Genomic DNA, 26108 nt, shown 5'->3' on the forward strand with positions numbered 1-26108 from the left:
TTTGATAAATCGATCTAAAGTTTAATGATTTTTATTGAAAATTTTAAGACCTTGAAGTGAAAATCAGTGGAGCTAAAACCATTTTTTAATTTTGAAATAGGTCAACATTACAATGGTAATAATGATCATTACGATCCACATGATATAATAACTGTACTGGTAATGTAATTCTGGGAGTACATCAAAATTGGTCCCATAAATCCCCGCAATAAAAGTCAAAGGAATAAAAATAACCGAGAAGATGGTTAGGAACTTCATGATATCATTTAATTTGGAACTAATGGTAGTGTGATAGATATTCAGCTGATCGGATAACATTTCCCTGTAATTATCAGAGGTTTCAGTAGCATGGCTGATATTGGTCTGAAGTTCCCTGAAGTATATTTCATTTTCATCATCAATCAGGTCCGTATCAAGCTTGGCCAGTGACAATATCATTTCCTTTGCAGGTTGTACACATTTCCTGATGAAGTTAAGCTCTCTTTTATACCGGTTGATTTGATTAATGATTTTTTTGCTTTGATTGGTAAGAAGCATATCTTCCAAATCCTCTATTTTATCTCCCAATATACCGAGGTTGTAGATATAATTATCAATGACAACATCCAATAGGGTAAAGGCCAAATAATCAGTTCCAGAACTTCTAATGCGTCGTTTGTGCATTCTTATTCTCTCCCTTACTGGTTCGAATACATCTCCCTTTCTTTCCTGAAAAGAAATCAACAGCTTATCCAAAATTACCAAGCTTAAATTCTCAGCCATTAATTGGTCAGTCTCCGAATCCCGATATAACATTTTAAGGGATATAAAGATGCAGGTTTCATAGTCCTGGACTGTTGGTCTAGCCTGGGTATCCATTACAGTGGACAAAATGAGTTTTTGCAGGTCAAAGCCTTTGTGGATATAATCCATTATGAGGGCATCATGGAGACCATCAATATTTAACCAAGTAACAGTTTTGGTTTTGGCAAATGACAAAGTCTCAGCTATATTTTCAATGGATTTTTCGGTCAGCTTTTCAGCATCATAGTCTATGATTCTTAAATGGACTTTGTCAGATTTCCTTATTCCCCGAAACAATAACTCATCAGGGGAAATACCAATTTCCTCTTTTTGCTTTTTAATGAATTTAAAAGGATTAGAAGGCAAGTGAATTTTAGGTTTAATCATATTAGAAAAATTTTTGGCCGATTTCATTCATGACAAGATATGTTTTTTTTGGGTTTTATCACCTTTTAAATATTTGCAGATAATGAAAAAAAGTACGTTTATCTACCATATGATTTAGCTTGTTTAAATTATTTAAAGAAAATTAATTTAAAAAATATAAGGTTATTTGACCTGTTTTAATTTCCTCTTTTAACTACTGATAATTTCCAATACGAGCTTTTTGGTGAGCGGCCGACCATTCGCTATGGTTTTGATATCTTGAAATGCAAACCTGAAATCACAGCCTGATTTCCATTCACTACATCCATAAGCAGTCTTACCTTTTATAATTGTTCCTTTTTTGCATTTAGGACAAGAGGGCATTTTATTATCATCGGTTTTCTTTGGCTTCTCTTCCTTTGACTCAAGCTCAAACTGAAAGTCTCCAGTTAATTTTATGATACCATTCACCTTTTGACCATTGAGCATAAATCCTTTTAATTGGGTAGTGGCCTTTTTTTCAATGAGACGTTGGACTTGCTTATCTGTCAGTTTTTTCTCCAAGAATGTAAAAGGAAAACGGATATTGCATCCTGACTTCCAGTTGCTGCAGCCATAGGCAGATTTTCCCTTGATGATATGTCCTTTATTACATTTTGGACAACTTACTTCCTCGATGCTTTTAGCGCTCTTTTTTGGTTTTTGTGTTGGGGCAGATTTGGCCTCAGTGTTTTTTGTTGTAGCTTTTGCAGGAGGTTCTGGGGCAGCCAATCTTGGTTTGCCTGTTTCTTGGCGCACTTCATGCACCAGCTCAGCTACCATGCTTTTCATATTGTGGATGAACTTGATCGCACTGAATTCACCCTCTTCAATTTCCTTGAGTTGCTTTTCCCACTGTCCTGTTAGTTCAGCTGATTTCAATAGCTCATTTTGGATGGTGCCGATCAATTGTATCCCCATTTCAGTTGGAACAACTTGGTTCTTTCTTCTTTCTATATATTTTCTTCTAAAAAGGGTCTCTATGATACTTGCCCTTGTGGATGGCCTTCCAATGCCATTGGCCTTCATTAGGTCACGGAGTTCCTCATCTTCAACTTGTTTTCCAGCAGTTTCCATCGCCCTGAGCAGCGAGGCCTCCGTATAGGTTTTAGGTGGTTTGGTTGTCTTTTCAGTAAATGATGGCTCATGAGGTCCATGTTCCCCTTTATCAAAGGAAGGTAAGATGCCTTCTTCATCTTCTTTGTCTTCTTCCTCCTTATTTTTCTTTGAGTCCTTGGGAAATAATACTCTCCACCCTTCATCAAGAATTTCTTTGCCTTTAGCCTGGAAGGTGACTTCTTCTACAGCTGCATTTACCTGTGTTTTGGCCACTTTACAATCGGGATAGAACACAGCAATAAAGCGTCTTACGATAATATCATAAACCTTTTGTTCTGCATTTGGTAATGGCTTTTGTTCACCGGTAGGAATAATGGCATGGTGATCGGTTACCTTTTTGTCATTGAAAACCTTGGTGGACTTTCTGATCTTCTTGCCCAATAAAGGTGCTGTATAGTGGGAATAATTGCTAAGTCCTTTCAAAATCCCAGGAACCTTAGGGTACATATCATTGGGCAGGAAGGTGGTGTCTACCCTCGGATAGGTGACCACTTTCATCTCATATAGCTTCTGTACCAGTTTAAGAGTGGTGTCAGCGGTAAAACTGAATTTATTATTACAGTACACCTGCAAGCTGGTCAGGTCAAATAATTTTGGTGCATATTCCTTGCCTTCCTTTTTTTCAACATCAGTTATAAAAAGGTCTTTACCACTCACTTGCTCAAGCAGCTTTTCCCCATCTTCCTTTTTGAAGAATTTACCTTCAGTACTACTGAATTTGGTGTCCCGATAAAGGGTTTGAAGTTCCCAATAAGGTTCCGGCTTGAAGTTTTCTATTTCATGATGCCGTTGGACAAGCATGGCTAGGGTAGGAGTTTGCACTCTTCCAATGGAAAGAACTTGTTTGTACCCGCCATATTTAAGTGTATATAGTCTTGTAGCATTCATCCCCAAAAGCCAATCACCGATGGCCCTTGAACTTCCCGCATAAAAGAGGTTGTCAAAATCCTCCGCAGGCTTCAGATTATCAAAGCCTGATTGAATTGACTCAGTGGTCAATGATGAAATCCATAGGCGCTGAACTGGACCTTTGTAGTCTGCCTGTTTCATCACCCAACGTTGGATAAGTTCTCCTTCTTGGCCGGCATCACCACAGTTGATAACCAATTCAGCTTGCTTGAATAACTGTTGGATGACCTTGAACTGCTTCTTTACCCCACTGTCATCTATGACTTTGGTCTCAAACCTTGTGGGCAACATGGGCAGAGTGTACAGGTCCCATCGCTTCCAACTGGTGTTATAATCCTCAGGAGGATAAAGCGTGCAGAAATGCCCGAATGTCCAAGTGACCTGATAGCCATTTCCTTCAAAGTACCCGTCTTTTCTGGTATTGGCCCCAATGACTTGGGCGATCTCTTTGGCTACACTGGGTTTTTCGGCGATGCAAACTTTCATGGAAACTGGAAAACAGGATTTGAATATTTCCTGATGAATAAATTGAAAGGGTTAAAAATAAAGAACAATAATGGTTAGCCACAACATTTTTTAAACTTCTTGCCACTTCCACAGGGACAAGGATCATTGCGGGAAATCTTTTGGGATTGTACCGAAGTTGGTTTTGGGAAACTTCCTTCCAGATAATACCATTTGTTGTCCTCTTTTAAGAATAAGGACCTTTCGTGATGGATATGGACTTTTCCATCAGGGGCTATAAAATGAGCTTTGAATTCCACTAATCCCTCATTATCTGAGGAATTACCCTTATTGGTATGTATTATTTCCAGTTTTGTCCATCGGTTTTCTTTGGACCAATTTTGAATATCCTCAAGCCGATATTGGCTACGGACCTTGGGATGGGAAGTCTGATGGATATAAGCTGCTTCACCTACACAATATGCTGTATAGCGGGATCGCATAAGTTCTTCAGCAGTTTCTGCGGAATGGTTTTCTATAATAGGTTTACAGCAATGTTGGAAATGTCGTCCCGATCCACAATAACAATCAATCATATCCCTTTTTTACTTATTTATAAACTGGAAAATCCCTGCAAATATATCCATTGAATTTATGGATTAAAGCAACTTTAAAATGATTTTGAAAATGTGCTTCTGTAAAAATGTAAAAGGTCCCAAACTACATGATGCAAAAGAAAGTATCAAATTATTAAAGAAAATAGGAGGACAAGAATAACCAAGATTCATTTTTTTTATTCCATTAAAATTTTGTGGAGTGAAATATTACCTTGATTTTTATTCCCTAATTTTGAATTAAAGAAAATCAAATGTCTTTTAACTTCGCAAAGTTGAATTATTTTCAATTAAAGTCTATCGCCCTAATCGCCCTTTTTGGTTTAATATTGCTTTCAACAGTTAGTTGCCAAGAGAAAGAACAAGCCCCGCCAAATATCCTTTTTATTGCCATAGATGATCTAAGGCCCGAGTTGGGGGCTTATGGGAAGGATTATGTCCATTCTCCTAACCTGGACAAACTAGCAAGCCAAAGTAGTTTGTTTAAGAACCATTATGTTACTGTACCTACTTGCGGAGCCTCTAGATATAGTCTGTTGACCGGTCAATTACCTAGAACCAAAGGGGATTTGAGTAATCAGGTGGCTGCAGATAAGATTGCAGGGAAACCTGAAGGGGAAGTGCCGGAGACTTTTGTTCATCAGCTGAATAGAAACGGATATTATACTATAGGGATCGGTAAAATTTCCCATCATCCTGATGGTTATGTATATGCTTATCGAGAACCTAAAAGTGATAAATTAGAGTTGCCTCATAGTTGGGATGAGATGCTATTTGATGCGGGTAAATGGGGAACTGGGCACAATGCTTTTTTTGGCTATGCTGATGGAAGTAATAGAAATGACCTGAAGATGAAGGTAAAACCTTATGAAATGGCAGAGGTAGGTGATGAGGGGTATCCTGATGGGCTTACAGCAAATTTGGCTATTGAGAAGTTGAGGTATTTGAAAAAAAATAAATCTGAAGAACCTTTTTGTTTGGCGGTTGGATTCTTTAAGCCACATTTACCATTCAACGCACCAAAAAAATACTGGGACCTTTATGATGAAGATTCCATCCCTTTAGCCCCTTTTGCAGATATTCCGGAAAATGCTTCCAAGGTCAGTTTACATGGGAGTGGAGAGTTTAATAATTATCAGCTGGGAGAGGAAAAAGCAGGTCTTGATCATAAAATTTCAGATGCTTATGCCAAAAGGTTGCGACATGGATATCTAGCGGCAATCAGCTATGTGGATGCGCAGGTAGGAAAGGTTTTGGAGGAACTGGAGCGCTTGGGAATGGATGAAAATACCATTGTAGTGGTTTGGGGTGATCATGGATGGCATTTGGGAGACCAACTGGTTTGGGGGAAACATACTATTTTTGAAAGAGGCCTTAAAAGTGTTCTGATGATTAAAAACCCTAAATTGGAGGGGGCTGTCATTGACAAAATTGTTAGCTCTACTGATATCTATCCTACATTGATGGACTTGGCTGGTGTAGAGACCAATTATCCTTTGGATGGAAAAAGTATGGTCCCATTGATGGAAAACCCTAATTGGGAAGATTGGAGAAATACAGCCTATGGATATTTTAGAAATGGAATTTCATTAAGGACACCTGATTACAGATTGAGTAAATATTATAGGGACCAACAGCCCGAAATAGAGCTTTATGATCATAGAGATGATCCTAATGAAACTGTGAACATAGCCCAAGAAAATCCAGAAATAGTCGAGCAATTAATGCCACTTTGGGAGCAGGGGAATACAGGGATTTATGAATAATCGTTAGTTTTTTTGAAATCCAGAGCAGCTATTCAAAGCTGTTCGGGATTTGTAATCCCGAACAGCAAATTCAGCGGGATTTAGAATCCCTCATTTATTATAAAAAGGTGATTGGAAAACTTCACCTAGCTAAAATAATCTTGACTCATATTTAACTTAATCCCTCAGTGCCCTCTGAGCCCTCTGTGGTTAAACCAAACTCATTAATTCGTTTTACGGTAATTCCAAATGGCCCAGGAGTTAAAGAATACCGCAAAACCAAACATGATCAAGAAATGATTTTTCAACTGGGAAAAACCACTTCCCTTCATCACCACCATACGCATTACATCGATAAAATAAGTAACAGGATTGATCTTGGTAATAACCTTGGCCCAAACAGGCATCCCTTCAATTGGTGTAAATAGCCCGCTCATCAATAGGAAAATCATTATAAAGAAAAAGGCCAAGGACATGGCTTGCTGCTGACTATTGGAATAAGTGGAAATCAAGAGTCCAACTCCCAAAACAGCTACCAAGTAAAGCGCCAAGAAGGCGTATAATACCAAGATGCTTCCTGCGGGCACAATACCATAAACTACTCGGGCCACGATAAATAGTCCAATGCTGAATATAAACATACCGATCAACCAAAAAGGGATCAGTTTGCCTAGGATAAAATGATATTTTTTGATAGGTGTTACATTGATCTGTTCTATGGTTCCTATTTCCTTTTCTTTGACCAGGTTGAGCGAGCACATATAGGATCCGACCATGGTGACCAAAAAGGCCAAAATGCCTGGAACCATATAGAGTTTGTAATTCATATGAGGGTTGAACCAATTGAGTGTGGCTATTTCAATTTGCGGGACAGAATTATTAGACATAGTTAACCAATCTTGTCGAATTTCGTGATTGAAGTTGTTGATAATATTACTTAGATAAACTCCACCAACACTGGCCTTGGTGCCATTGATGGCATTGATCGCAAGAAATAGATCTTCATGCTGTTCTCTGACAAAGTTCTTTTCAAAATCAACAGGTATTTCCAAGATGAGGTCGGCCTCGTTTTTTTCCATTATTTCATACGCTTCCTCATAGCTATTGCCAAAATTACTGAGTTTGAAATAGCCGGACGCGATGATTTTTGAAGTCAATTTTTGAGAATAGGGGGAACGGTCATGGTCAACCACGGCTATATTGATGTTCTTTATTTCAAAGTCGGCAGCCAATGGAAGCACCAAAAGCTGGACTATTGGAATGACCAAGATCAATCTCAGGATGATAGGGTTCCTGAATATTTGCTTGAATTCTTTGCGCAATAGAAATCTCAGGGTTTTCATGCCAATCTGGTTTTGAAATTCTTAATACTCAGTGCTAGTAAAACCAAGGTCATTCCCATAAGTATCAGGGTTTCCTTCCAAATTGCAGCAAATCCCAACCCTTTGATCATAATGGATTTTACGATGATATAATACCATTTTGAGGGAACGATATTGGAAATTACCTGCAGCACGATAGGCATATTCTCTATGGGAAACATAAAGCCTGTGAATATCATGGTGGGCAGAAGCATTCCCATCAGCGAAACCAACATGGCTGCCTGTTGGGAATTGGTGACATTGGAAATCAGTAAACCCATGGAAAGCGCAGTGATGATCAGCAATGCGCTGACAGCAAACAGCAACACGATACTTCCATTGATGGGCATATCAAGTAGGTAAATGCTAAGCAAAAGGATGATGATAAGATTGACCAATGAGAGCACGAGATAGGGGACAGCTTTGGACAGTATGACCAAAATAGGGTTGAAGGGAGAAACCAATAAAACCTCCATCGTTCCCATTTCCTTTTCTTTTACTATGGAAACCGAGGTCATTAATACACAGATTAATAACAGAACCAGTGCCATTACTCCGGGAACAAAGTTGGTCGTCCCTTTCAGTTCCGGATTATAAATCATCCTTGTTTCCACATTGATGGAATAGGGGAGATTATGGTCAGGAATCAGGCTTTGCTGGTAGTCTAGGATGATCTGTCTGGCATAATTGCTAATGGTGGTAGCAATATTGGGATCAGAGGCATCGGAAATAAGCTGGATTTGCGACCTGTTTTCATGATATAGATCATGCTGGAAATTAGGAGGGAAAACTACGGCCATTTTTATATTTCCAGCCTTGAATTCTTCCAGTATTTCTCGATGGCTCAAAAGCTGCTTTTTCAAGATGAAATGGTCTCCCGCTGCCAATTTATCGGTAATTTGATGACTGGTTTCATCTTGGGCATAATCGCAGATCAGAATGGAGCTGTCTTTTATTTCATTGGTCAAAGCAAAGCCAAAGAGGATAATTTGGGCTATGGGCAGTCCAAATAATAATAAAAGGGTCTTTCTGTCACGAAATACATGATAGAATTCTTTCCGAACAAACGCCAAAAACACTTTCATCCTTAGTCTGATTTTCTTTGGGCACCGCGTGCCAGTTCATAAAATACCTCATCCATGCTGTTGGCATTGAATTGGGACTTTAAGTTCTCAGGGCTGTCCAGGGCCTTGATGCTGCCATCTACCATCATGGATATCCGATTGCAATATTCTGCCTCATCCATATAGTGGGTAGTGACAAATACCGTGATTCCCTTATCGGAAGCATCATAAATCAAGTCCCAAAATTGTCTTCTTGTGACAGGGTCTACTCCGCCAGTAGGTTCGTCCAGAAAAACAATCTGAGGCTCATGAATAATGGCCACCGAAAAGGCCAGCTTTTGCTTCCAGCCCAATGGAAGTGAACTTACTAACTTATCAGCTTCTGATTCCATCCCCAACTGCTCAATCAGGGCTTTGCTTTTGGCTTTAATTTCCTTACTGCTCAATCCATATATCCCTCCAAAGAACTCAATGTTTTCCCATGTGTTGAGGTCCTCATATAGGGAGAACTTTTGGCTCATATAGCCTATATTTTTCTTGATCTTTTCGGTCTCTTTATAAATATCAAACCCAGCCACTTTTGCCTCTCCAGAACTGGGGATAGAAAGTCCACAGAGCATACGCATCGCGGTGGTTTTTCCAGCACCGTTTGCTCCCAAAAAACCAAATATTTCTCCCTTTTGCACATCAAAGCTAATGGCATTGGTGGCAATGAAATCACCGAATTTTTTGGTCAGTTTTTGGACACTTATTACTGGTTTACCCTTCATTGTTCATCAGTTGAATAAAACAATCCTCTATACTCGGCGTGATGGGGGAGATGTGTAAGTCACCGTGGGTCTTCAAGGTATCCAATAGCTTGTTTTCCATTTGCGGGTCCTTAAGGGTAATATGGTGATTTTCCCCGAAGGAAAAACAACTGTCTACCATTGGGTGATCTCGTAATTCCTTCAGCAAAGCACTCATATTGCTGGATTTTATGGCAAATAGGGGTTTGGGAAACTGCTTAACAATATTTTTGGGTTGGTCTATGGACATGATTTTTCCAGACTGAATTAGTGCGATTCTATCGCATTGCTTGGCTTCGTCCATATAAGGAGTGGAAACCAATATGGTGATACCTTGCTCTCTTAACCTATGGAGCATTTCCCAGAATTCTTTTCTCGAAACTGTGTCCACCCCTGTGGTAGGTTCATCAAGAAATAATACCTTGGGTTTATGGATGAGTGCACAGCAAAGTGCCAGTTTCTGCTTCATCCCGCCAGAGAGTTGGCCAGCCCTTCGATTTTTGAAAGGCTCAATTTGAATATAGATATCTTTGATCAGCTCATAGTTCTCCTTAATGCTGGTATTGAAAATAGTGGCAAAAAACCGGAGGTTTTCTTCCACCGTTAAATCCTGATAAAGGGAGAATTTCCCTGGCATATAGCCAATATGTTGGCGGATTTTTTTATAGTCCTTTTGAATATCCGCTCCATTTACCCAGGCTTCACCTTGGTCAGGAAGGATAAGGGTGGTCAATATCCTAAATAAGGAAGTTTTTCCAGCTCCGTCGGGACCAATCAATCCAAAGAGCTCTCCATTATCTACCGAGAAGGAAATGCTCTGTAAGGCTTTGATGCTTCCTTTTTGGTAGGATTTATGGATGTTTTTTAGGACAATATCAATCATTTTCTGAAAAGTTGATTTCTCCGTACATCCCTATTTTGTATTGACCCGTATTGGGAACCTTTACCTTTATAGCATAAACCATATTGGCCCTTTCTGCCTTGGTTTGGATGGTTTTGGGAGTGAACTCAGCTTTATCACTTATCCAGCTTACTGTTCCTTGTGTCTCCTTGAATTCTCCTTTTCCATTATCAGTAAATACCCTAACTTCTTGTCCTAATCGAATTTCTGCCAATTGGTCAGCTGTAATATAGACCCTAAGGATTAAAGTGGATAGATTGGCAATTTTGTACAATGGCTTTCCCGGAACAGCCATTTCATACTCTTCCATGTATTTTACCAATACTGTTCCCGCTATGGGATTGATTAAAAGACTCTTTTTCAAATTGTCTTCAATTTGTTGCTGCTGGGCCTGTAGCGGTAAGATTTCCTGATCTAAACCTCCAGAGGAAATATTTAAGCTGGACTTTTGTGCGCTGAACTGTTTCTCCAATACCAGTACTTCGGCATTGATATCATCCAGTTGTTTGGCAGTGGCGGCATCTTCAGCTATTAGATTTTGTATGCGGTTTTGTTCCTTTTTTGCTGCCTGAAGCCTTTCTTGAATACTGGCCAATTGGACAGGGATATTGGGTTTTTTTGCTAAAATGGCCCTTATTTGCGCTGCAATTTGCTTTTTTTGTAGTGCCAATTGGGTGCTGTCTATATAGCCTATTGCTTGACCTTGGGTCAGTTCTTGTCCTTCTTCCAACTTTAGCTCCATTATTTTGCCTGAAACTTCGGCTGAAATAATGGTCTCTTCCGCCTCAAAGGCACCAGAGGCATCAAAGGTCCTTTTTTCACAGGCTTGGCTTATAGCCATCAGTAAAATAACAGTAAAGATGATATTTATATTTTTCATAGGACTATTCATTAGTTTCCTGTGGTGGTTTTATTATCATATAATACAGCCATTAACTGTATTTCATGGTAGGAGAGATCTTGCCTTGCCCGATTGGCTTCATTGACCCTTTGCAAATAATCAGAAGCAGTGATTACCCCATACTCAAGTTGCGACTGGGAAGTATTCTTGATATTCTCCCTAAGCGCAATGATCTCTTGGTCTGTTTGAATGAGTTTCTTTAGCTTGCCGACTTCTGTTTCCTGTTGCTCGATATTCAGTTGTGTGTTGAACAGGAAGTTTTCTTCCTGAACAGCCAGTTCTGACTGGTTAAGGTTTAGTATTTGCTTTTCTCTGCTTGTGGTATAAAAGCTGGATACATTCCATTGCAATTTGATCCCAGTTATAAAATACGGTTTGAAATTGTCATCCAACATGTTTAATGCAGGACGTCCATAACCGCCTTGGAAAAACAAATTGAACCTTGGTAAGGACTTGTCAGAAATCATGGTTTGCTTGATAGCGTTTAAGTCCCTTTGGTTGGCATATAATAGTCTTTCCGGTCGATTATTTTCATTACTGAAATGAGGCAGTACTGGCTTCTCTAAATGGTCAAAATCACTTACTGAAAGCTGGGTGAATTGGGCCAACATCTTTTTAAAAGTTGCTTTATTAGATTGGATACTGATGGCTTTTTGATTGATCTGTAGCAGTTCAGCCTGCAATAACTCTAACTCACTCCTTAAAGCAACACCATTTTCTACTGCAGATCGGACTTTTGCTATTCCAGCTTCAATATCTGATTTAAAAAGTTGAATTTGGTTCAACTGTTGTTCGGCCAATAGAATACCGAAATACAACTGATTGACCCTGTCCCTTAATTGATAAAGGGTTACTTCGGTGTTTTGTTTTTGAATTTGGGTATAGGCCTTGGCCAATTGTTTTTGTTTGTCATTGATAAACAATTCAGTAAGGGGTTGGCTTATCTCTCCATAAATTCTGTACTGGTCTTTGCTGATGGGAGGGACAGCCATTTCAAAATCAGGAACTGAAGTGACATCTGATTGGTAAGAGGCTTGCCCTGCAAACTGTATTCTGGGTAGTATTCCTCTATTTATATTATCAATGTTTAGGTCATTGGTTTGTTCGATGAGTTGATATTGTTTGATCAGTGGATAGTTTAGCTTTGCCAGACTATAGCAGCTGTCCAAACTAATGGAGTTGATTTCCTGAGCTTCTGCTATGGGAATGTAAAGAAGTGTCAGGATGAAAATGGTTTTACTGATTAGATTGGCCATGATAATTTATTTTTATTCAAACACATGGTTTATGATTTATATGGCTTTTAGTAAGCCTATCCATTTAGGAATCAGTTTCTTTCTTTCCAGCATCATTTCTCTGAATCTTTCATTGGAAATTCCTCCCAGAGGTTTCAACAGAGGACTTGCTATAAAAGGAAAGACAGTTAATGCTATCAGATTCATAAGAAAGTGCATGAAGTCAAGCTGTGGTAATTCTTCATCCATAACTGCCTTTTCATATTGTTGGGTAAAATGGGATTGGAGAAGGATGGACTTCATGGGGACATTGTCTATTATATGTTCTGGTTTACCCTTGATTTCATTGAGGATAAATAAGGGGATATTGGGCTGGCCAAGCAAAAAATCAATGTACCTATGAGCAAAAGCTTCTATTTTCTCCTCCAAGGTTGAGTTCCTGTCATTGAAGACCACACTGATGGATTGGATAAATTCCTGCAATGTTTCTAACATGATCAGGTCAAATAATTTTTGTTTGCTCCTGAAATAATAATTCAATAAGGCAAGATTAATCCCCGCCTCCTCTGCAATATCTCTCGTTCTGGTTGCTGCAAATCCTTTTTCCTGAAAGATTTTTTTGGCAGATCTTTTTATTAATTCTTCCGTAGAATGATCTTTTTCTTTGCTTTGAAGAGACATAAATGATGATTTTTTCTGAAAGGTATTCATCAAATAGTTATTAAACAAAGATTTTAATCAAAAATATTAATCAAATGATTAAATCACTTTTAATCATTAATTGGACAGGCGTCTTGTGGGAAACTTAACCAATTGGTAATCTTTATTGGGATTATTTTCGAAAATATTCTGAATAATTTTGTACTTTCAACATCCCCAATTATTCAATGTATCGCTCAATCAATTAGTATTTGGAATTTTCGTGATTGTGCCTATTAATCCAATAGAGGAGTTTTCGTTAACATCATTTATATCCTATTCTTTAGCCATCATGGAATTAAGAATGGATTATGTATAAAATATTCTAAGTGCAAAGCGCTTGAAATATTAAAGATGATCTGTTCTAAATAGTGGTTCAACTGACTGGGAAGTATAAAAATGGAGTTGCGTGTTTAATTTCTATTGAGAGAGGCTTGTCTTGATCCCAAATATTTTGATGGATTAGTATTTTAAAACCAACAAAATAAATCAATCTCTACATGAAAATCAGGAATCTCTTGGCACTTATGTGCTTTTTATTGTCTTTTAACTTGATAGCCCAAGAAGAGCCTCTTTTTAAACTTCATTCCCATAATGACTATGAGCAAAATGTGCCTTTCTGGACAGCTTTTTCCAATCATTGTGCTTCTATAGAAGCTGATGTGCTATTAGTGGAAGGACAGCTTATGGTGGCTCACGAAAAGGAAAGCATAACAGCCGGGCGAACTTTGGAAAGCCTTTATCTGGAACCTATTAGGAAAGCTGCCGAGTTGGGCCTTGAACCTTCCATGAATTTCCAATTATTGGTAGACATCAAAACTGAGGCATACGCTACTTTGGCCGTGCTTGAAAAAAACTTGGAAAATTACAGAGATATTCTTTCTGATGGTTCAAAACCTGGTGTACGGGTGGTGGTTTCTGGCAGCAGGCCAGATCCAAAGGATTATTCAAAATATTCGGATCTTATCCAGTTTGATTACCAAAGTACAGATCTAACAAGTGGTTTGCCTTGGGATAAAATTGCCTTGGTAAGTTTGCCTTATAGTAAATATTCTGTTTGGAATGGAAAGGGCAGATTGGTGGCTGATGAGGAAAAAGTGTTGAAAGACCTGATCAAAACTGTTCATGATGCCAATCGACCCATTAGGTTTTGGGGTGCACCAGATAGCAAATCAGCATGGAAAGCTTTTTATGATTTAGGAATTGATTATATCAATACCGATCAGCCAAACAAAGCTTATGAATACCTCCGAATAATGCCAAAGAATGTGGTGGGAAGTAATCATCAACATGATATTTACCAACCAAAATATCTTGTGGATGGTCAAGAAGTACCAGTAAAACAGATCATTTTGATGGTTGGCGATGGAAATGGCCTAGCACACATTTCAGCTGGTATGTATGCAAATGGCGGTCAATTGACGCTTACCCAGCTCAAGCATATCGCCTTGGTAAAGACCCAGTCAGCAGATGATTTTACTACTGATTCAGCAGCAGGTGCCACCGCTTTGGCCACAGGTGAAAAAGCCAATAATAGGGCCATAGGGTTTTCTGTGAATGATCAAGCATTGAAAAATCTACCAGAAATCCTCAAGGAATATAATTTCAACAGTGGAATAGTGACTACTGATCATGTGACAGGAGCTACTCCATCTTCTTTTTATGCACACAGAAAGGATAGGGGAATGACAGTAGATATAGCGAGTGATCTGAGTAAAAGTAAATTAAGTTTGTTTGTAGGAGCTGGGAAAAATGATTTTTTGGTCAATGGAAGGAATTTAATCGAGCCTTTAAAAAAGTCCGGCTTTGTTATGGCTAAATCATTGGGAGAAATAGCTGGAGCCGAGGAAGACCGAATAGGATATTTTGCCAGTAATCAGGGCCTACCTAAAGTGACAAATGGTAGGGTAGGTTATCTGTTGGAGGCTACACAAAACGCGCTAGCATTCTTGGATAGAAAGCAAGCCCCATTTTTTCTATTAATTGAAGGAGCTATGATTGATTCGGGTGGACATATCAATGATGCTGAAATGGTAGTTGAAGAAGAGATTGACTTTGATGTGGCTGTTGGAGAGGTGATAAAATACGCTGATGAACACCCCGGAACCTTGGTGCTTATCACCGCAGATCATGAAACCGGTGGAGTGACGGTACCTCAGGGAAATTTGGAAAAGGGAGAAGTTGAGTTAGAATTTAGTACCCATGACCATACAGGTATAATGGTGCCTCTTTTTGCTTATGGTTCCCATGCAGAAGAATTTACGGGAGTTTTTGAGAACACTGCCATTTTTGAAAAAATCATGAAATTGGTTGAAAAGTATCATCAAGTAAACCAGTAGGAGCTTTGAAAATATATTTGGCGAATTTCCATCCCAAAAAGAGTGTAATAAGGAGTCCAAAAGTTAATCCTTATAGCAAAATATGCTAGGTTTTCCTTTTCTGCCATGGGGCATAAATTACTTTGGAATGTATAAGAAAAAGATCGAAATAAGACTGCTTAGAGCTATTTCGATCTTTTTTTAAGTTTATTCCACTTTGAAAAGGAATTAAGCTATTCTTTGATGGGGTAATCTTTATCCATCCAGTCTACTTTTATATTGGTCAAAAGAGCCAATAACTTATGGTTTTTAAAGCCCATTTCATTTAAGGTGGAGAATGCTGGTCTTACGTTTGGACACTTGGTTAGTGGGCAGCATCCACAATACAATACGATTTCACTATCCTTGGGCAATTTGTTTACTAAGGCTTTTAGCTTGCTTATGTTTTTTGGGTTTTCTCCAGGTCCAATATCCACTGAATTTTTTATTACCGCTTGTGGTCCAATGCTAATAATCAATGGCTGTCTGGAATCAGGTAATTGAAGTTTCTTTGCCAATTCAGCTGGAGGCATCATTTGCTTGGCAGTCCAAGGTTCTTTTTGTTGAAAGGCTAAAGTGACTAAAACTATTAAGAATATAAGAGGGATGTAAAGAAGGACTGTCTTTTTCTTTTTTGAAGTAAGGTGTCTATTGTAATCAATCATGGCTTTTTTAATTTAATTACAATTTGAGCTTTTTACCTAGTTTTAAAAACTTAAGGTGCATTTTTTCCATTATTGGTACTTAAAAAAATGCTATATGTCCATTATGAATCAAAAGTGAAATGGTACAGCCATTCAAACTCCAACCAGAAACCGTCTTTGGTTTTATAGGATATTATAAGAGGAATAGCGCTTATGTCCGATCCCAAAATTTGAATTTCTAGACTGGACTTTTCAATTGAGGAAGGTGAGCTGACCAAAATGTATTTATTTTCAAAACAGAAGATTCCCGCCCATCTTTCCTTTTTGGAACTAAGATCAGACATTCCGAATTCCATACAAGTAGTGTCCATGGTAGATTGGATTAAATGGTAATGTGTAATCTGAGGAGCAACAATAGCCTGTTCAGGACTTACCAGTAATTGGGACAACTCTAGAATTTCTTTTTCTTCACTAGTAGAGGGGCTTCTTTTTGTAACAGTGTGAAAATTATTTAAGAGATTTTCGAACAATCCTTGATGTCCGGGATTAACGCCTTGCATTTTCGTAATTATATAGTTTGAAACTCTGAGCAATTTTATTCAGGAATTATATTAGGGTGATTTTTTACCTTCCTGATATTGTTCTTGTTTTCTTTTGTGGTCAAATATTTATTTCAATCAATACAGAACAAAGAACATTTTTTTAACTATCAATTACGATGTTTTGTTTAAGCTAAGATTGTTATGGGCTAGTATTGAATAAAAAAAATATGCCTATTATTCTTTTTGCTCCGAAAAAATTAAAGGAATAACTATCAACGTACGGTCAATATGGCAATTCGAGGGGGGATGTTTGTAATTATGTAAAAATTATACAAACAATTGTTATTTAGGGCAAATGTTCTAAATTTGATATTTGTTGTAAAGCAGAAATAATTACTTACGAAAAAGTTTTGCTTCAGTCATCCAATTTATTTAAATCCCCTTTTGGTGAGATATGAATCCAATTAAGCTGAAAAATATTTTGAGCAGAATAGTTGATAAAAATGATGAAAGGGCATTTTCTCTTTTTTTTGATCATTATCATACTAGACTTATCAATTTGGCTTTATTGTTTTTACCCAACTACCAACAGGCCGAGGAGATCGTTTCCGATGTGATTCTACAATTACTTCAGAAAAGGGAAGGATTGCTTCAAATTCAAAATTTTGAAGGATATCTATTCAAAATGGTTAAAAACCGGGCACTAAATACGCTTAAGGTTGCTTCAAGAGAAAAAGGAAAAATAAGCATTGATGATATACAGGATTATCTAATTCCAGATGTTTCAGATCCAGAAAAGAAGATGATCAATAGTGATTTAAAAAGGGAACTTAATCGGGTGATTGAAAATTTACCACCGAAAAGAAGGCTGGTTTTCAAAATGGTAAAGGACGAAAATTTATCCTATAAGGAGGTGGCAGAGATATTGGAAATATCAGAGAGGACTGTTGAGGTTCATTTGAAATTGGCCATTACAGATTTAAGGGTAACTCTTCAACAATTTTATGATGAATATAAGGGTAGGATTTCTGTTTCAAATCAGCGGTTTCTGTCTTTATTGCTTTAGTATGTACTTACTGATATATTTTTTGGCGTTTTATCTTGCATTAAAATATTTTTTCTGAAAAAGTGAAAAAAGTTAAATGATCATTACGGGTTTTTAGAAGAACTGTTGTCTTTATTATTGATCTAGATAACATGACTTCATGGATAAGAACCAAGATATAGAAATTTTATTAATCAGATTTTTTCAAGGAAGTGCTTCTACTTCTGAAAAGAAGGCTGTGCATGAATGGCTGAAAAAGGATCATAGAAACCAGTATGAATTTGAAAAACTCCAGGCTTTTTGGTTGGCAGATATAGAGGACAATAAGCTGATTAATCATGAAGATCAAAAAAGAAAAATTTGGGAACAGTATTTAAAGGATGGTGATCAAAATAACACGAAAAGCTGGAATATAAGAAGAATAAGCTATGGTGTAGCAGCATCATTGGTGACGATATTGGTTTTATCCCTTATGTTTTTTAATAAACAGGAGGAAGTAATTCAACCTATTTCAATTGCTGAAGTTCATAAAATGAACCCCTTGGGTCAAAAATCCCAATTTCAGTTGCCAGATGGATCAAAAGTATGGCTAAATGCAGATAGCAAACTTTCTTATCCAGAGCATTTTTCAGATTCTAGCAGGTCTGTAATACTAGAAGGTGAAGCATTTTTTGATATAGTAAGGGATACAAGCAGACCATTCGCAGTAAAAGTGGAAGACTTGGAAGTAAAAGTGCTAGGGACAGAGTTCAACGTTCACGCATTTAAAGGGGATAATCACTTAAGCATAGCCCTATTGGAAGGGGCTGTGAAAGTCTTAAATCACAAGAATGATGAAGAGAAGGCGCTTTTTTTAACACCTGGCAAGGGCTTGACCTATATAAAATCTTTGGATGCATTCCGAGAGTTTAGCAAAGAAAATGATATAAACACTTTTAATAAGGCCATTTTATGGAAAAATGGAGAATTGATTTTCGATGGAGTGGACCTTTCGGGTTTTGTAAAGGAAATCAGTAGGTGGTATGGTATAAGTGTGGAAATCAAAGGTATTCCTGATCAAACTTGGAATCTAAAGGGAAGTTTCAAGAACGAATATTTATCGAACATCCTAGATGCGGTTTCCTATAATAAGGGCTTTAACTATGAATTGAAAGACAAGAAATTGATACTCATGTTTAATTGAAAAACAACCTTGCTTATGAGAAAAAATATACCGTATTGATCTGCCAATCAATACGGTAAAAGAGAAGTTTAATTGCCTTGTTTTAAAACAATAAACCATTCAAAAGTATGAAAAAAAGAGTACTAAAACTATTGCTCATGGGATTTACCTATTCTATAATTGGGCTAATCACTCAGATTTTATTTGTGAACATGTTATGGGCTACGGATACGAATGCCCAAAGCGTGAAAAGCATGAAAGAAGTAAGTGTCAATGTCGGCTTTGATAATAAAAAGCTTGTTGATCTATTTGGGGAATTGGAACTTAAGACCCCTTTTGTATTCGTGTATGATAAAGCAGATTCGTTTTTATCGGAAAGAATCAGTCTTGAAAAAAAGAAGCAAAGCGTTGAAGATGTTTTGATCGAAATAGCCAGAGAGAAAAAACTCAGATTTAAGCAGGTTAACAATAACATCAGTGTAAGTAAGGCCTCTTCTGAGGAGAAAATAATCGAATACGCAATCAGAGAATTTACTGTAAATGGAACAGTCCTTTCGGATTTCGATGGGCAGCCCATACCAGGCGCAACTGTATTGGTAAAGAACTCCACTAAAGGGACCGTTACTGATATCGATGGTAATTTCTCTATTGAGGTGCCTGATGAAGGTGCGGTATTGGTAATTTCTTTTGTAGGTTATAAGTCTCAGGAAGTAACTGTAAACAATCAATCAGCCATCGAGATTAAGCTCGAGGAGGATTATAAGGGGCTTGAAGAAGTTGTTGTGGTTGGTTATGGTACTAAAAAGAAAGCCAATTTGACTGCAGCTATTGAAATGGTTGATCCAAAAGTTTTAGAGAACAGACCTGTAAGATCTGTTGCTGAAATGTTGGAAGGAGCAGTTCCTGGGCTTAATGTAAATCTTACCTCTGGAGCTCCTGATGCAACAGCTAACCTGAATATTAGGGGGTTTACGGGTTTGGGCAATACTCAATCTCCCTTGATACTTGTAGATGGGGTGGAGCAGGACATTAATACAGTCAATCCAAATGATGTTGAATCAATTTCGGTTTTAAAGGATGCTGCAGCCTCAGCTATTTATGGTTCTAGGGCTCCTTTTGGCGTAATTGTTATCACAACAAAGAAGGGGCAGAAAGGAAAGCCGATGCAGGTAGACTACTCCACTAATGTTCAAATTAACTCTCCATTTATGTTGCCGCATACCCAAAACTCATTGGATTTTGCTTTGGATATGAATGATGCTTTTTATAATTCCCAGCAGGTAACAGGATTTTACCCTCAATCTACGATTGATAATATCAGGAGACATATAGCGGGAGAAATTCCCAATAACAGTAGAATCGGCGAACGTGATGGAGGCAATGCAGCAGATGATATGAGGTGGGAAGCACATAATTATGCCCATGGGAATACAGACTATGTTGGAGAAGCTTTTAAAAATCATTCTGTTAATGCAACCCATAATTTAACCATATCAGGTGGTGATAAGAGTACAACTTATTATTTGGGATTGGGCTATAATTCGAAAGAAGGGGTCTATCAAACTGATCTGGATAAGTTTTCCCGGTATAATGCTATTTTGAAAGTAGATACTGACATCAATAAATGGATAAATGTTGGGTTGAATGTCCGGTATTCCAATATTAAAACTACTCGTCCAAACTTTAGAGGAGCTGCAGGTACAGAAGGCTCTGATGGGAATTTATGGAATAATATCAGTTATTTTCCCAACGTTCCTATAAAAAATCCAGATGGTAACTATCATTGGTTGAGTGCATTTCCTGTTTTTGAAGGTTTGCAAGGGAATTTTGAAGGAAATGAAGATGAACTATGGATGACGCCCAATTTGGTGATGAAGCCAATGAAGGGAATGACTATTCGGGGACAGTATTCAAGAAATATCACTTATAATAATAACCGTGCAACCACCTTTGAGGTGATGGTAGATCAGGGAGATGGTACTTTTAGGAGGTCGGCCCGTTCTGCCGCCTATGATGAACTGGATAGGTCCGAAGCCAATCGCCATTATTATCAGGCTGATTTAAATATTGAATACAAGAAAGATATTGAGAATCACCATATGTTATTCCTTTTGGGAGCCCAACAGGAGTATAATAAGTATAATGCAATCAATACTAGCAGAAGGGACCTGTATAGCAAGGATTTTCCGGTTTTGAGCAACGCTTATGGAGACAATTATTCTATGACCGAACGCTTGTACCATTGGGCAACCAGGGGAGTCTATATGCGTGCAAGCTATAACTATCAGAGCAAGTATTTATTAGACTTCAATGGACGCTATGATGGTTCTTCACGTTTTGCAGAAGAAAATAGATGGGCGTTTTTCCCTTCCGTATCAGCAGGTTATAATATAGCAATGGAGGATTTTTGGCCGGTTAAAGAGGTTGTCAATGTATTTAAAGTGACAGGTTCATGGGGAAAGTTGGGTAATCAGCGTTTGGATGTAAATGGAAATGGAGGGACCAACGATAATGTAGATTTATATACTTATCAACCTGTTTTTGGCACCAATCCTACCACTCGTTCTATTATTGAAGGAAGTCGTCAGCCTTATGTTACATCACCGCCACTAGCTCGATCAGATAGAACTTGGGAAAAGCCTCAGTCTATCGGTTTTGGGATGGAAGCAGGACTTTTTCAAAGCCGTCTGAAGGTAGAGTACCATTGGTATCAAAGGACTACCTTTGATGCCTTGGGTGTAGCCGAGCAGCTGCCAGTGGTGTTGGGTACATCTGTGCCTAGGGCAAACAACGCAGTAACGGAAACGAGAGGTTGGGAACTTTCCATGGATTGGGAAGATGAGGCTTTTAATATTGCCGGCTCACCATTACGCTATGGAATCAAAGGGATATTGTCTGATTATATTGGTTATGTGGTGGAATACGGCCCTGGCAATGAAGCGGGATTAAGAGGGGGGACATGGACCCCGGGTGAAGTATTTGGACAAGTATATGGACAGCGTTTTGAAGGCATTGCCCAGAATAATGAAAACTTAACTGGCTGGGTAGCCAATGGCAATGGTTTCTATTTTCCCGGAGATGTGTTCTATAAAGACTTAGATGGAGATGGGATAATTAGTGATGGATCAGGAGGATATTGGTTTGCCCAAGGTGACCGAGAATTATTAGGGTACAGTTATCCAAGGTACAAATACGGAGTGTTCCTTAGAGCTGGTTGGAAAAGCTGGAACTTATCTGTCTTCCTTGATGGCGTAGGTCAGGAAACCAGGTATGTCAATAATACTATGGCAATGGGACACGCCTCCACAACAGGTTGGTCTTCCAGAACGGCATATGATCTTCATAATGAACTAGGATATTGGTCAGTGGACAGCCCTGATGCTTTCTTTCCTAGGGTATATCAAAATGGCAAGAATGTGAACAGAGTGAATGACCATTATGCATTTGACCTTTCTAACCTTAGGATTAAGAATATCAGTCTAAGCTATGCCTTTAATCCGGAGCTTATTCAGCGAATAGGTTTGAAGAGGGCGTCCTTAAACGCATCAGTAGAAAATCTGGGATTTGTTTACAATAATTCTTGGCTTAAGCTGGATCCGACGCTCATCCGAAGAGGGGTAAGCGGTTATCCTACTTCCCAGACTGTTTCTTTTGGCCTTAATGTCGGATTTTAATCAAGAACACAAAAAAGATGGAGAAGATGAAAAAGTTGAGTATATACATCATGGTGTTGGCAATGAACTTGGGCTTTGCATCATGCAGCGATGATTTTCTGAATTTACAACCTTTGGACAGTTTTAGTGAAGAAGGTTTTTTCACTAATTCTAGTGACCTTAAAAGCTATGTTAACGCTTTTTATGATAACAATATGCTTTTAAGGACAATGGGAAGCAACAGGGTTCTTCCGTCAGAGAATGGGACAGATAATTTGGTGTCTTCAGGTCCGGCGGGAAGAATAAATACTAGAGGGGTTTCAGGTGCGGCCCCAGGTTCAATTGGTTGGGATGGACATTATGGATTTATTCGAAGAGCTAATTATTTGCTTGAAAATACCTATAAGGTACCTAGAGATATCTTATCAAGACAATATACAGGAGAAGCTTTCTTTACAAGGGCATTGGTTTACTTTGAGCTTTTAAGTACTTATGGAGATGTTCCGATTATTACCAAATCGCTCAATATTGATAGTGATGAATTGTACAAACCAAGAGATAGTAGAGATGTAGTGGCTTCTCAGATCATCAAAGATTTGGACTCAGCGATTGTGAATTTATCGTGGAAATCAGATGCTGGAATTGGCAGGATCAATAAGGAGGCTGCACTTTTGTTAAAGACAAGAGTGGGACTATTTGAAGGAAGCTGGGAATATTATCATGGAAAAAAGGATACCCCATTTGCTGTGGAAGGTAAAGATGGCTCAGAGTTTTTGCAGGAAGCGGTAGAAGCTGGTGAATTGCTTATTGATTATCAGGGAGGAAATATTTATCAAGGAAGTCTGATAGATCTATTTCAACAAAAGGATTATTCTGGAGTTTCAGGTGCTTTCTTTTACCGTGTATTTAGCCAGGATGCTTCACTCACTCATAATGTGTATGGAAATTTTAATGAAGGAACAGGTCTGGGAATTACTAAGCAACTAGTAGATGCGTTTTTAATGGCAGATGGACTTCCATCAGAAATATCCACTATGACTTATGATGAAAGTAGTCTAAGGTCACTTGGAGAAAACAAAGATCCAAGACTGTCTCAAACCATTTGGACAAGACCGGTTAATAATGAAGGGAATACAATCAGGTTTTATGATGCATATGATGTTGCTAATGACCAAACTGGAGGCTCCCAACACGCCTATAAGACCAGTTATCCGGGTTTGATCCAAAATCAACAGAGACAACCATCTCCTACAGGATATAGACCTTGGAAAGGAGTGGTGTTTGATGTAAATGAATGGAGAAATGGAGAGACTTCTGATTTGATTATGCGCTACGCAGAAGCCTTATTGAATTTTGCTGAGGCCAAAGCAATTTTGGGTAATATTACCCAAAATGATTTGGATAAAAGTGTCAATGTAATTCGTCAAAGGGCAGGCATGCCGGAAATGAATTTAGCAGCAATTAATTCATGGACCATTAATTATTCTAATAATGATGGGTTTGATCCAGCTGCTTCCAATATTTTAAATGAAATTCGAAGAGAGCGGAGGATAGAATTGGCTCTTGAAGGCTTTCGTTGGGATGATATTCGTAGATGGGCTGTAATGGATGAAGTTTTTAATGGTTTCAAACCTTTGGGAGCTCATGCAGCAGAATTTATCTCCTATTGGAATAATGAAAATGGTCTAATCGAGCAAGAGGGTTTTCAATGGGTAGGATTGAATGATGTGAAATTATTGGAAGGAAACAATTTTGGCTTGGATGAAACTGGAAATTATTTTAATCCATTCTTTAACACCGCAGATTTTGGAAATGCAGGAGATGGGGGATTTGTAGATCCTGATAGGGATTACTTATCTCCAATAGGCACAGAAGAAATAGAGATTTATCTGAGTAAAGGGGGAGTAACACTTGAACAAAATCCAGGGTGGTTTTAATTGAAATATTTAATTGTAAAGTCATGAAAAAATACATTTTAATAATATTGGCTGGATTAGTTGGGATATTTAGTTCTTGCGATCCAAGAATAGACATGGACTTGGCACAATGGGGAGATCAAGCCTTTATCCAGAATGTGCAAATATTTGAATACGAGATAAAAGATGATTTTCATCTTTCTGAATATTACAATAATGATCAAGAAACTACAGGTGTGAGGAGAGTTGTTTTGAGTGGGACTAAAGTGGATATTGATAATGAAAACTTTGTGGTAACTATTACTGTCCCTTCTTTGGAAGAGCTTACCGAAGCAGGATTTCTTATTACACACAGAAGCCAATTAGTAGAGCCTTTAAATGGAGCCCCAAAAGGAGGGGTTATAAGTGATTTGACATTTGGAAGTTTTATGTACAGACTTCATTCAGCAGATGGTACACTCCATGATTGGACCATTAATTTGGTGGATTAAGTTAGAATAACTTTATCATGTATGGGGCAAGGAGTTCATGGAAAAATGAACTCCTTGTTTTTTAGAAAAAATGTATAGGAAAAATCTCTATTAACATCCGTTTTGGATGAGACTATAATTTCCTAAAGTGACGATTAAAATTGGTGAAAAAATGAAAAACGTCTTGGTGATCAATAGTAAGATATTTTGGATAATCTTGCTATCATTTATTATTTCAGATAATCTTTTGGGCCAGGGTAAGGAGGAATTTGCTGATCAATGGGAATATATTGGAGTCGCCATCGATGAACCAGGCTATACGATTTGGGGAACCTCCCCCGTGATGGATAAAGAAGGTAAAGTTCATCTTTTTGTGGCTAGGTGGAAAGGGAATACTGTGGAGCCAGGATGGCGGTCTAGTAGTGAAATTGCGCATTATGTAGGTGAGGGACCAGAAGGTCCATTTGTTTTCTTAGATGTAGCTATTGCTGGAACTGGTTTGGATTCATGGGACCGTTTCGGGGCATGTAATCCTGCTATACAATTTATAGATGGTAAGTATGTTCTATTGTATATTGCCAATGATAATCCTAATAGTCCAATACATCCGTCCAATCAAAAGGTAGGAATGGCCATTTCAGAAAGTCCTTATGGTCCATGGAAAAAAGTAAACAAAGATGGATTGATACTGGATACTCCCAAGAATCCGGAATATTGGAATTATCAAGCAAGCAATGGAGTCAATAATCCAGCACTTTTAAAGCATCCCAATGGTGGCTACTTCTTGTATTTTAAATCTGAAAAAGCCAGAATGGGGCTTGCTGTATCAGAAAATTTGGAAGGCCCATATGTTCAACTTCCCTTTCCCGTGACTTCCAATGATACCAATATTGAAGACGGATATGCATTTATGTATAACGGGAAATTTGCCTTGCTGACTACAGATAATCACGGTATGATCGAAGAAGGTGGTGGTTTGTTGTGGTTATCTGACGACGGCATCACTTTCCGAGAGTATGAGAAAGGATTTCATCATGTCAATGCCTATGTTCCTATAGATATGTCGAATGTGGCTGTCCACTATGGCCCAAAAAATCGCCCTTATGCTAAATTTGAGCGACCTCAATTGCTTATTTTAGATGGCAAACCCCAATATCTTTATTTGCCTTCAGGCACCAATGTGTTTGGTGGAGATCATACGGTAAGTTATATCCTAAAATTCAAAGAATAAATCAAAAGGAGAACCAATGATTCAGGCATTTAAAGTTTACTCAGATTAGCACATAAGTCAGTTTTAACTAGGTTTTAAGTGCTTATAGTAATTTAGGATTTTAAAAACCACATTATAAAA

The 26108-nt window shown here is 38.1% G+C and carries 20 protein-coding genes; 8 read left to right on the forward strand and 12 right to left on the reverse strand.

All coding sequences use genetic code 11. From position 1 onward, the window contains the following. Positions 1–72: 72 nt before the first annotated feature. From corA to KMW37_RS12005, 3 genes are all read right to left on the reverse strand, one after another. Entirely contained in the window at positions 73–1170 is a 1098-nt protein-coding gene (gene corA / locus KMW37_RS11995) for a magnesium/cobalt transporter CorA (RefSeq protein ID WP_215224876.1), read from the reverse strand. A gap of 189 nt (positions 1171–1359) precedes the next feature. Then, positions 1360–3702, reverse strand: coding sequence for a type IA DNA topoisomerase (locus KMW37_RS12000; RefSeq protein ID WP_215224877.1), 2343 nt, complete (start codon positions 3700–3702; stop codon positions 1360–1362). Positions 3703–3776: 74 nt separating this feature from the next. Then, positions 3777–4256 (reverse strand): YchJ family protein, encoded by a 480-nt coding sequence (locus tag KMW37_RS12005; RefSeq protein ID WP_215224878.1) that lies wholly within the window; start codon positions 4254–4256, stop codon positions 3777–3779. 272 nt (positions 4257–4528) lie between these two features. On the opposite strand from KMW37_RS12005, the gene KMW37_RS12010 reads away from it, so the two are divergent. Then, on the forward strand, positions 4529–6040 hold the full coding sequence (locus KMW37_RS12010) for a sulfatase (protein ID WP_215224879.1): 1512 nt from the start codon (positions 4529–4531) through the stop codon (positions 6038–6040). 203 nt (positions 6041–6243) lie between these two features. On the opposite strand, the gene KMW37_RS12015 is transcribed toward KMW37_RS12010, so the two are convergent. From KMW37_RS12015 to KMW37_RS12045, 7 genes are read right to left on the reverse strand one after another with little or no spacing between them, the layout of a single operon-like run. Next, the gene (locus KMW37_RS12015; protein WP_215224880.1) at positions 6244–7362 is read right to left on the reverse strand and encodes an ABC transporter permease; all 1119 of its coding nucleotides are present in this window, start codon (positions 7360–7362) and stop codon (positions 6244–6246) included. Further along, positions 7359–8465, reverse strand: a complete 1107-nt coding sequence (locus tag KMW37_RS12020; protein ID WP_215224881.1) for an ABC transporter permease — start codon at positions 8463–8465, stop codon at positions 7359–7361. Before KMW37_RS12020 ends, KMW37_RS12015 begins: the two co-directional genes overlap by 4 nt. Positions 8466–8467: 2 nt before the next feature. Continuing rightward, on the reverse strand, positions 8468–9214 hold the full coding sequence (locus tag KMW37_RS12025; protein WP_215224882.1) for an ABC transporter ATP-binding protein: 747 nt from the start codon (positions 9212–9214) through the stop codon (positions 8468–8470). Next, the gene (locus tag KMW37_RS12030; protein ID WP_215224883.1) at positions 9204–10115 is read right to left on the reverse strand and encodes an ABC transporter ATP-binding protein; all 912 of its coding nucleotides are present in this window, start codon (positions 10113–10115) and stop codon (positions 9204–9206) included. Before KMW37_RS12030 ends, KMW37_RS12025 begins: the two co-directional genes overlap by 11 nt. Continuing rightward, entirely contained in the window at positions 10108–11013 is a 906-nt protein-coding gene (locus KMW37_RS12035) for an HlyD family secretion protein (protein ID WP_246581461.1), read from the reverse strand. Before KMW37_RS12035 ends, KMW37_RS12030 begins: the two co-directional genes overlap by 8 nt. Before the next feature lie 11 nt (positions 11014–11024). Then, entirely contained in the window at positions 11025–12290 is a 1266-nt protein-coding gene (locus KMW37_RS12040; protein ID WP_215224885.1) for a TolC family protein, read from the reverse strand. 36 nt (positions 12291–12326) lie between these two features. After that, complete coding sequence (locus KMW37_RS12045) at positions 12327–12950, reverse strand: TetR/AcrR family transcriptional regulator (RefSeq protein ID WP_215224886.1); 624 nt, start codon at positions 12948–12950, stop codon at positions 12327–12329. Between the two features lie 518 nt (positions 12951–13468). Here KMW37_RS12045 and KMW37_RS12050 point away from each other — a divergent pair. Beyond that, entirely contained in the window at positions 13469–15307 is a 1839-nt protein-coding gene (locus KMW37_RS12050; RefSeq protein ID WP_215224887.1) for an alkaline phosphatase, read from the forward strand. 212 nt (positions 15308–15519) lie between these two features. Here the strand turns inward: KMW37_RS12050 and KMW37_RS12055 are convergent, their stop codons facing one another. Both KMW37_RS12055 and KMW37_RS12060 read right to left on the reverse strand, forming a co-directional pair. After that, complete coding sequence (locus KMW37_RS12055; protein WP_215224888.1) at positions 15520–15990, reverse strand: rhodanese-like domain-containing protein; 471 nt, start codon at positions 15988–15990, stop codon at positions 15520–15522. A gap of 101 nt (positions 15991–16091) precedes the next feature. Beyond that, positions 16092–16529: a hypothetical protein gene (locus KMW37_RS12060; protein WP_215224889.1), complete on the reverse strand. Its 438-nt coding sequence runs from the start codon at positions 16527–16529 to the stop codon at positions 16092–16094. Between the two features lie 463 nt (positions 16530–16992). On the opposite strand from KMW37_RS12060, the gene KMW37_RS12065 reads away from it, so the two are divergent. The 6 genes from KMW37_RS12065 (at position 16993) to KMW37_RS12090 (ending at position 25988) form a co-directional block, all read left to right on the forward strand. Next, positions 16993–17577, forward strand: a complete 585-nt coding sequence (locus KMW37_RS12065; RefSeq protein ID WP_215224890.1) for an RNA polymerase sigma-70 factor — start codon at positions 16993–16995, stop codon at positions 17575–17577. Between the two features lie 139 nt (positions 17578–17716). Then, positions 17717–18739, forward strand: coding sequence for a FecR family protein (locus tag KMW37_RS12070; RefSeq protein ID WP_215224891.1), 1023 nt, complete (start codon positions 17717–17719; stop codon positions 18737–18739). Between the two features lie 107 nt (positions 18740–18846). After that, complete coding sequence (locus KMW37_RS12075) at positions 18847–22392, forward strand: SusC/RagA family TonB-linked outer membrane protein (RefSeq protein ID WP_215224892.1); 3546 nt, start codon at positions 18847–18849, stop codon at positions 22390–22392. A 26-nt stretch (positions 22393–22418) separates the two neighbouring features. Further along, positions 22419–24308 carry a RagB/SusD family nutrient uptake outer membrane protein gene (locus tag KMW37_RS12080; RefSeq protein WP_215224893.1) on the forward strand — a complete coding sequence of 630 codons (1890 nt, stop codon included), beginning with the start codon at positions 22419–22421 and terminating at the stop codon, positions 24306–24308. A gap of 23 nt (positions 24309–24331) precedes the next feature. Next, positions 24332–24778: a hypothetical protein gene (locus tag KMW37_RS12085; RefSeq protein WP_215224894.1), complete on the forward strand. Its 447-nt coding sequence runs from the start codon at positions 24332–24334 to the stop codon at positions 24776–24778. A gap of 151 nt (positions 24779–24929) precedes the next feature. Next, the gene (locus tag KMW37_RS12090) at positions 24930–25988 is read left to right on the forward strand and encodes a glycoside hydrolase family protein (RefSeq protein WP_215224895.1); all 1059 of its coding nucleotides are present in this window, start codon (positions 24930–24932) and stop codon (positions 25986–25988) included. Positions 25989–26108 lie beyond the last annotated feature (120 nt).

Source organism: Echinicola shivajiensis (genome assembly GCF_018642165.1).
GTDB classification, from domain to species: domain Bacteria; phylum Bacteroidota; class Bacteroidia; order Cytophagales; family Cyclobacteriaceae; genus Echinicola; species Echinicola shivajiensis.

Coding starts and splice junctions, on each gene's coding strand:
- corA (WP_215224876.1), bottom strand. CDS start 1,170: ATGATTAAACCTAAAATTCACTTGCCTTCTAATCCTTTTAAATTCATT.
- KMW37_RS12000 (WP_215224877.1), bottom strand. CDS start 3,702: ATGAAAGTTTGCATCGCCGAAAAACCCAGTGTAGCCAAAGAGATCGCC.
- KMW37_RS12005 (WP_215224878.1), bottom strand. CDS start 4,256: ATGATTGATTGTTATTGTGGATCGGGACGACATTTCCAACATTGCTGT.
- KMW37_RS12010 (WP_215224879.1), top strand. CDS start 4,529: ATGTCTTTTAACTTCGCAAAGTTGAATTATTTTCAATTAAAGTCTATC.
- KMW37_RS12015 (WP_215224880.1), bottom strand. CDS start 7,362: ATGAAAACCCTGAGATTTCTATTGCGCAAAGAATTCAAGCAAATATTC.
- KMW37_RS12020 (WP_215224881.1), bottom strand. CDS start 8,465: ATGAAAGTGTTTTTGGCGTTTGTTCGGAAAGAATTCTATCATGTATTT.
- KMW37_RS12025 (WP_215224882.1), bottom strand. CDS start 9,214: ATGAAGGGTAAACCAGTAATAAGTGTCCAAAAACTGACCAAAAAATTC.
- KMW37_RS12030 (WP_215224883.1), bottom strand. CDS start 10,115: ATGATTGATATTGTCCTAAAAAACATCCATAAATCCTACCAAAAAGGA.
- KMW37_RS12035 (WP_246581461.1), bottom strand. CDS start 11,013: ATGAAAAATATAAATATCATCTTTACTGTTATTTTACTGATGGCTATA.
- KMW37_RS12040 (WP_215224885.1), bottom strand. CDS start 12,290: ATGGCCAATCTAATCAGTAAAACCATTTTCATCCTGACACTTCTTTAC.
- KMW37_RS12045 (WP_215224886.1), bottom strand. CDS start 12,950: ATGTCTCTTCAAAGCAAAGAAAAAGATCATTCTACGGAAGAATTAATA.
- KMW37_RS12050 (WP_215224887.1), top strand. CDS start 13,469: ATGAAAATCAGGAATCTCTTGGCACTTATGTGCTTTTTATTGTCTTTT.
- KMW37_RS12055 (WP_215224888.1), bottom strand. CDS start 15,990: ATGATTGATTACAATAGACACCTTACTTCAAAAAAGAAAAAGACAGTC.
- KMW37_RS12060 (WP_215224889.1), bottom strand. CDS start 16,529: ATGCAAGGCGTTAATCCCGGACATCAAGGATTGTTCGAAAATCTCTTA.
- KMW37_RS12070 (WP_215224891.1), top strand. CDS start 17,717: ATGGATAAGAACCAAGATATAGAAATTTTATTAATCAGATTTTTTCAA.
- KMW37_RS12075 (WP_215224892.1), top strand. CDS start 18,847: ATGAAAAAAAGAGTACTAAAACTATTGCTCATGGGATTTACCTATTCT.
- KMW37_RS12080 (WP_215224893.1), top strand. CDS start 22,419: ATGAAAAAGTTGAGTATATACATCATGGTGTTGGCAATGAACTTGGGC.
- KMW37_RS12085 (WP_215224894.1), top strand. CDS start 24,332: ATGAAAAAATACATTTTAATAATATTGGCTGGATTAGTTGGGATATTT.
- KMW37_RS12090 (WP_215224895.1), top strand. CDS start 24,930: ATGAAAAACGTCTTGGTGATCAATAGTAAGATATTTTGGATAATCTTG.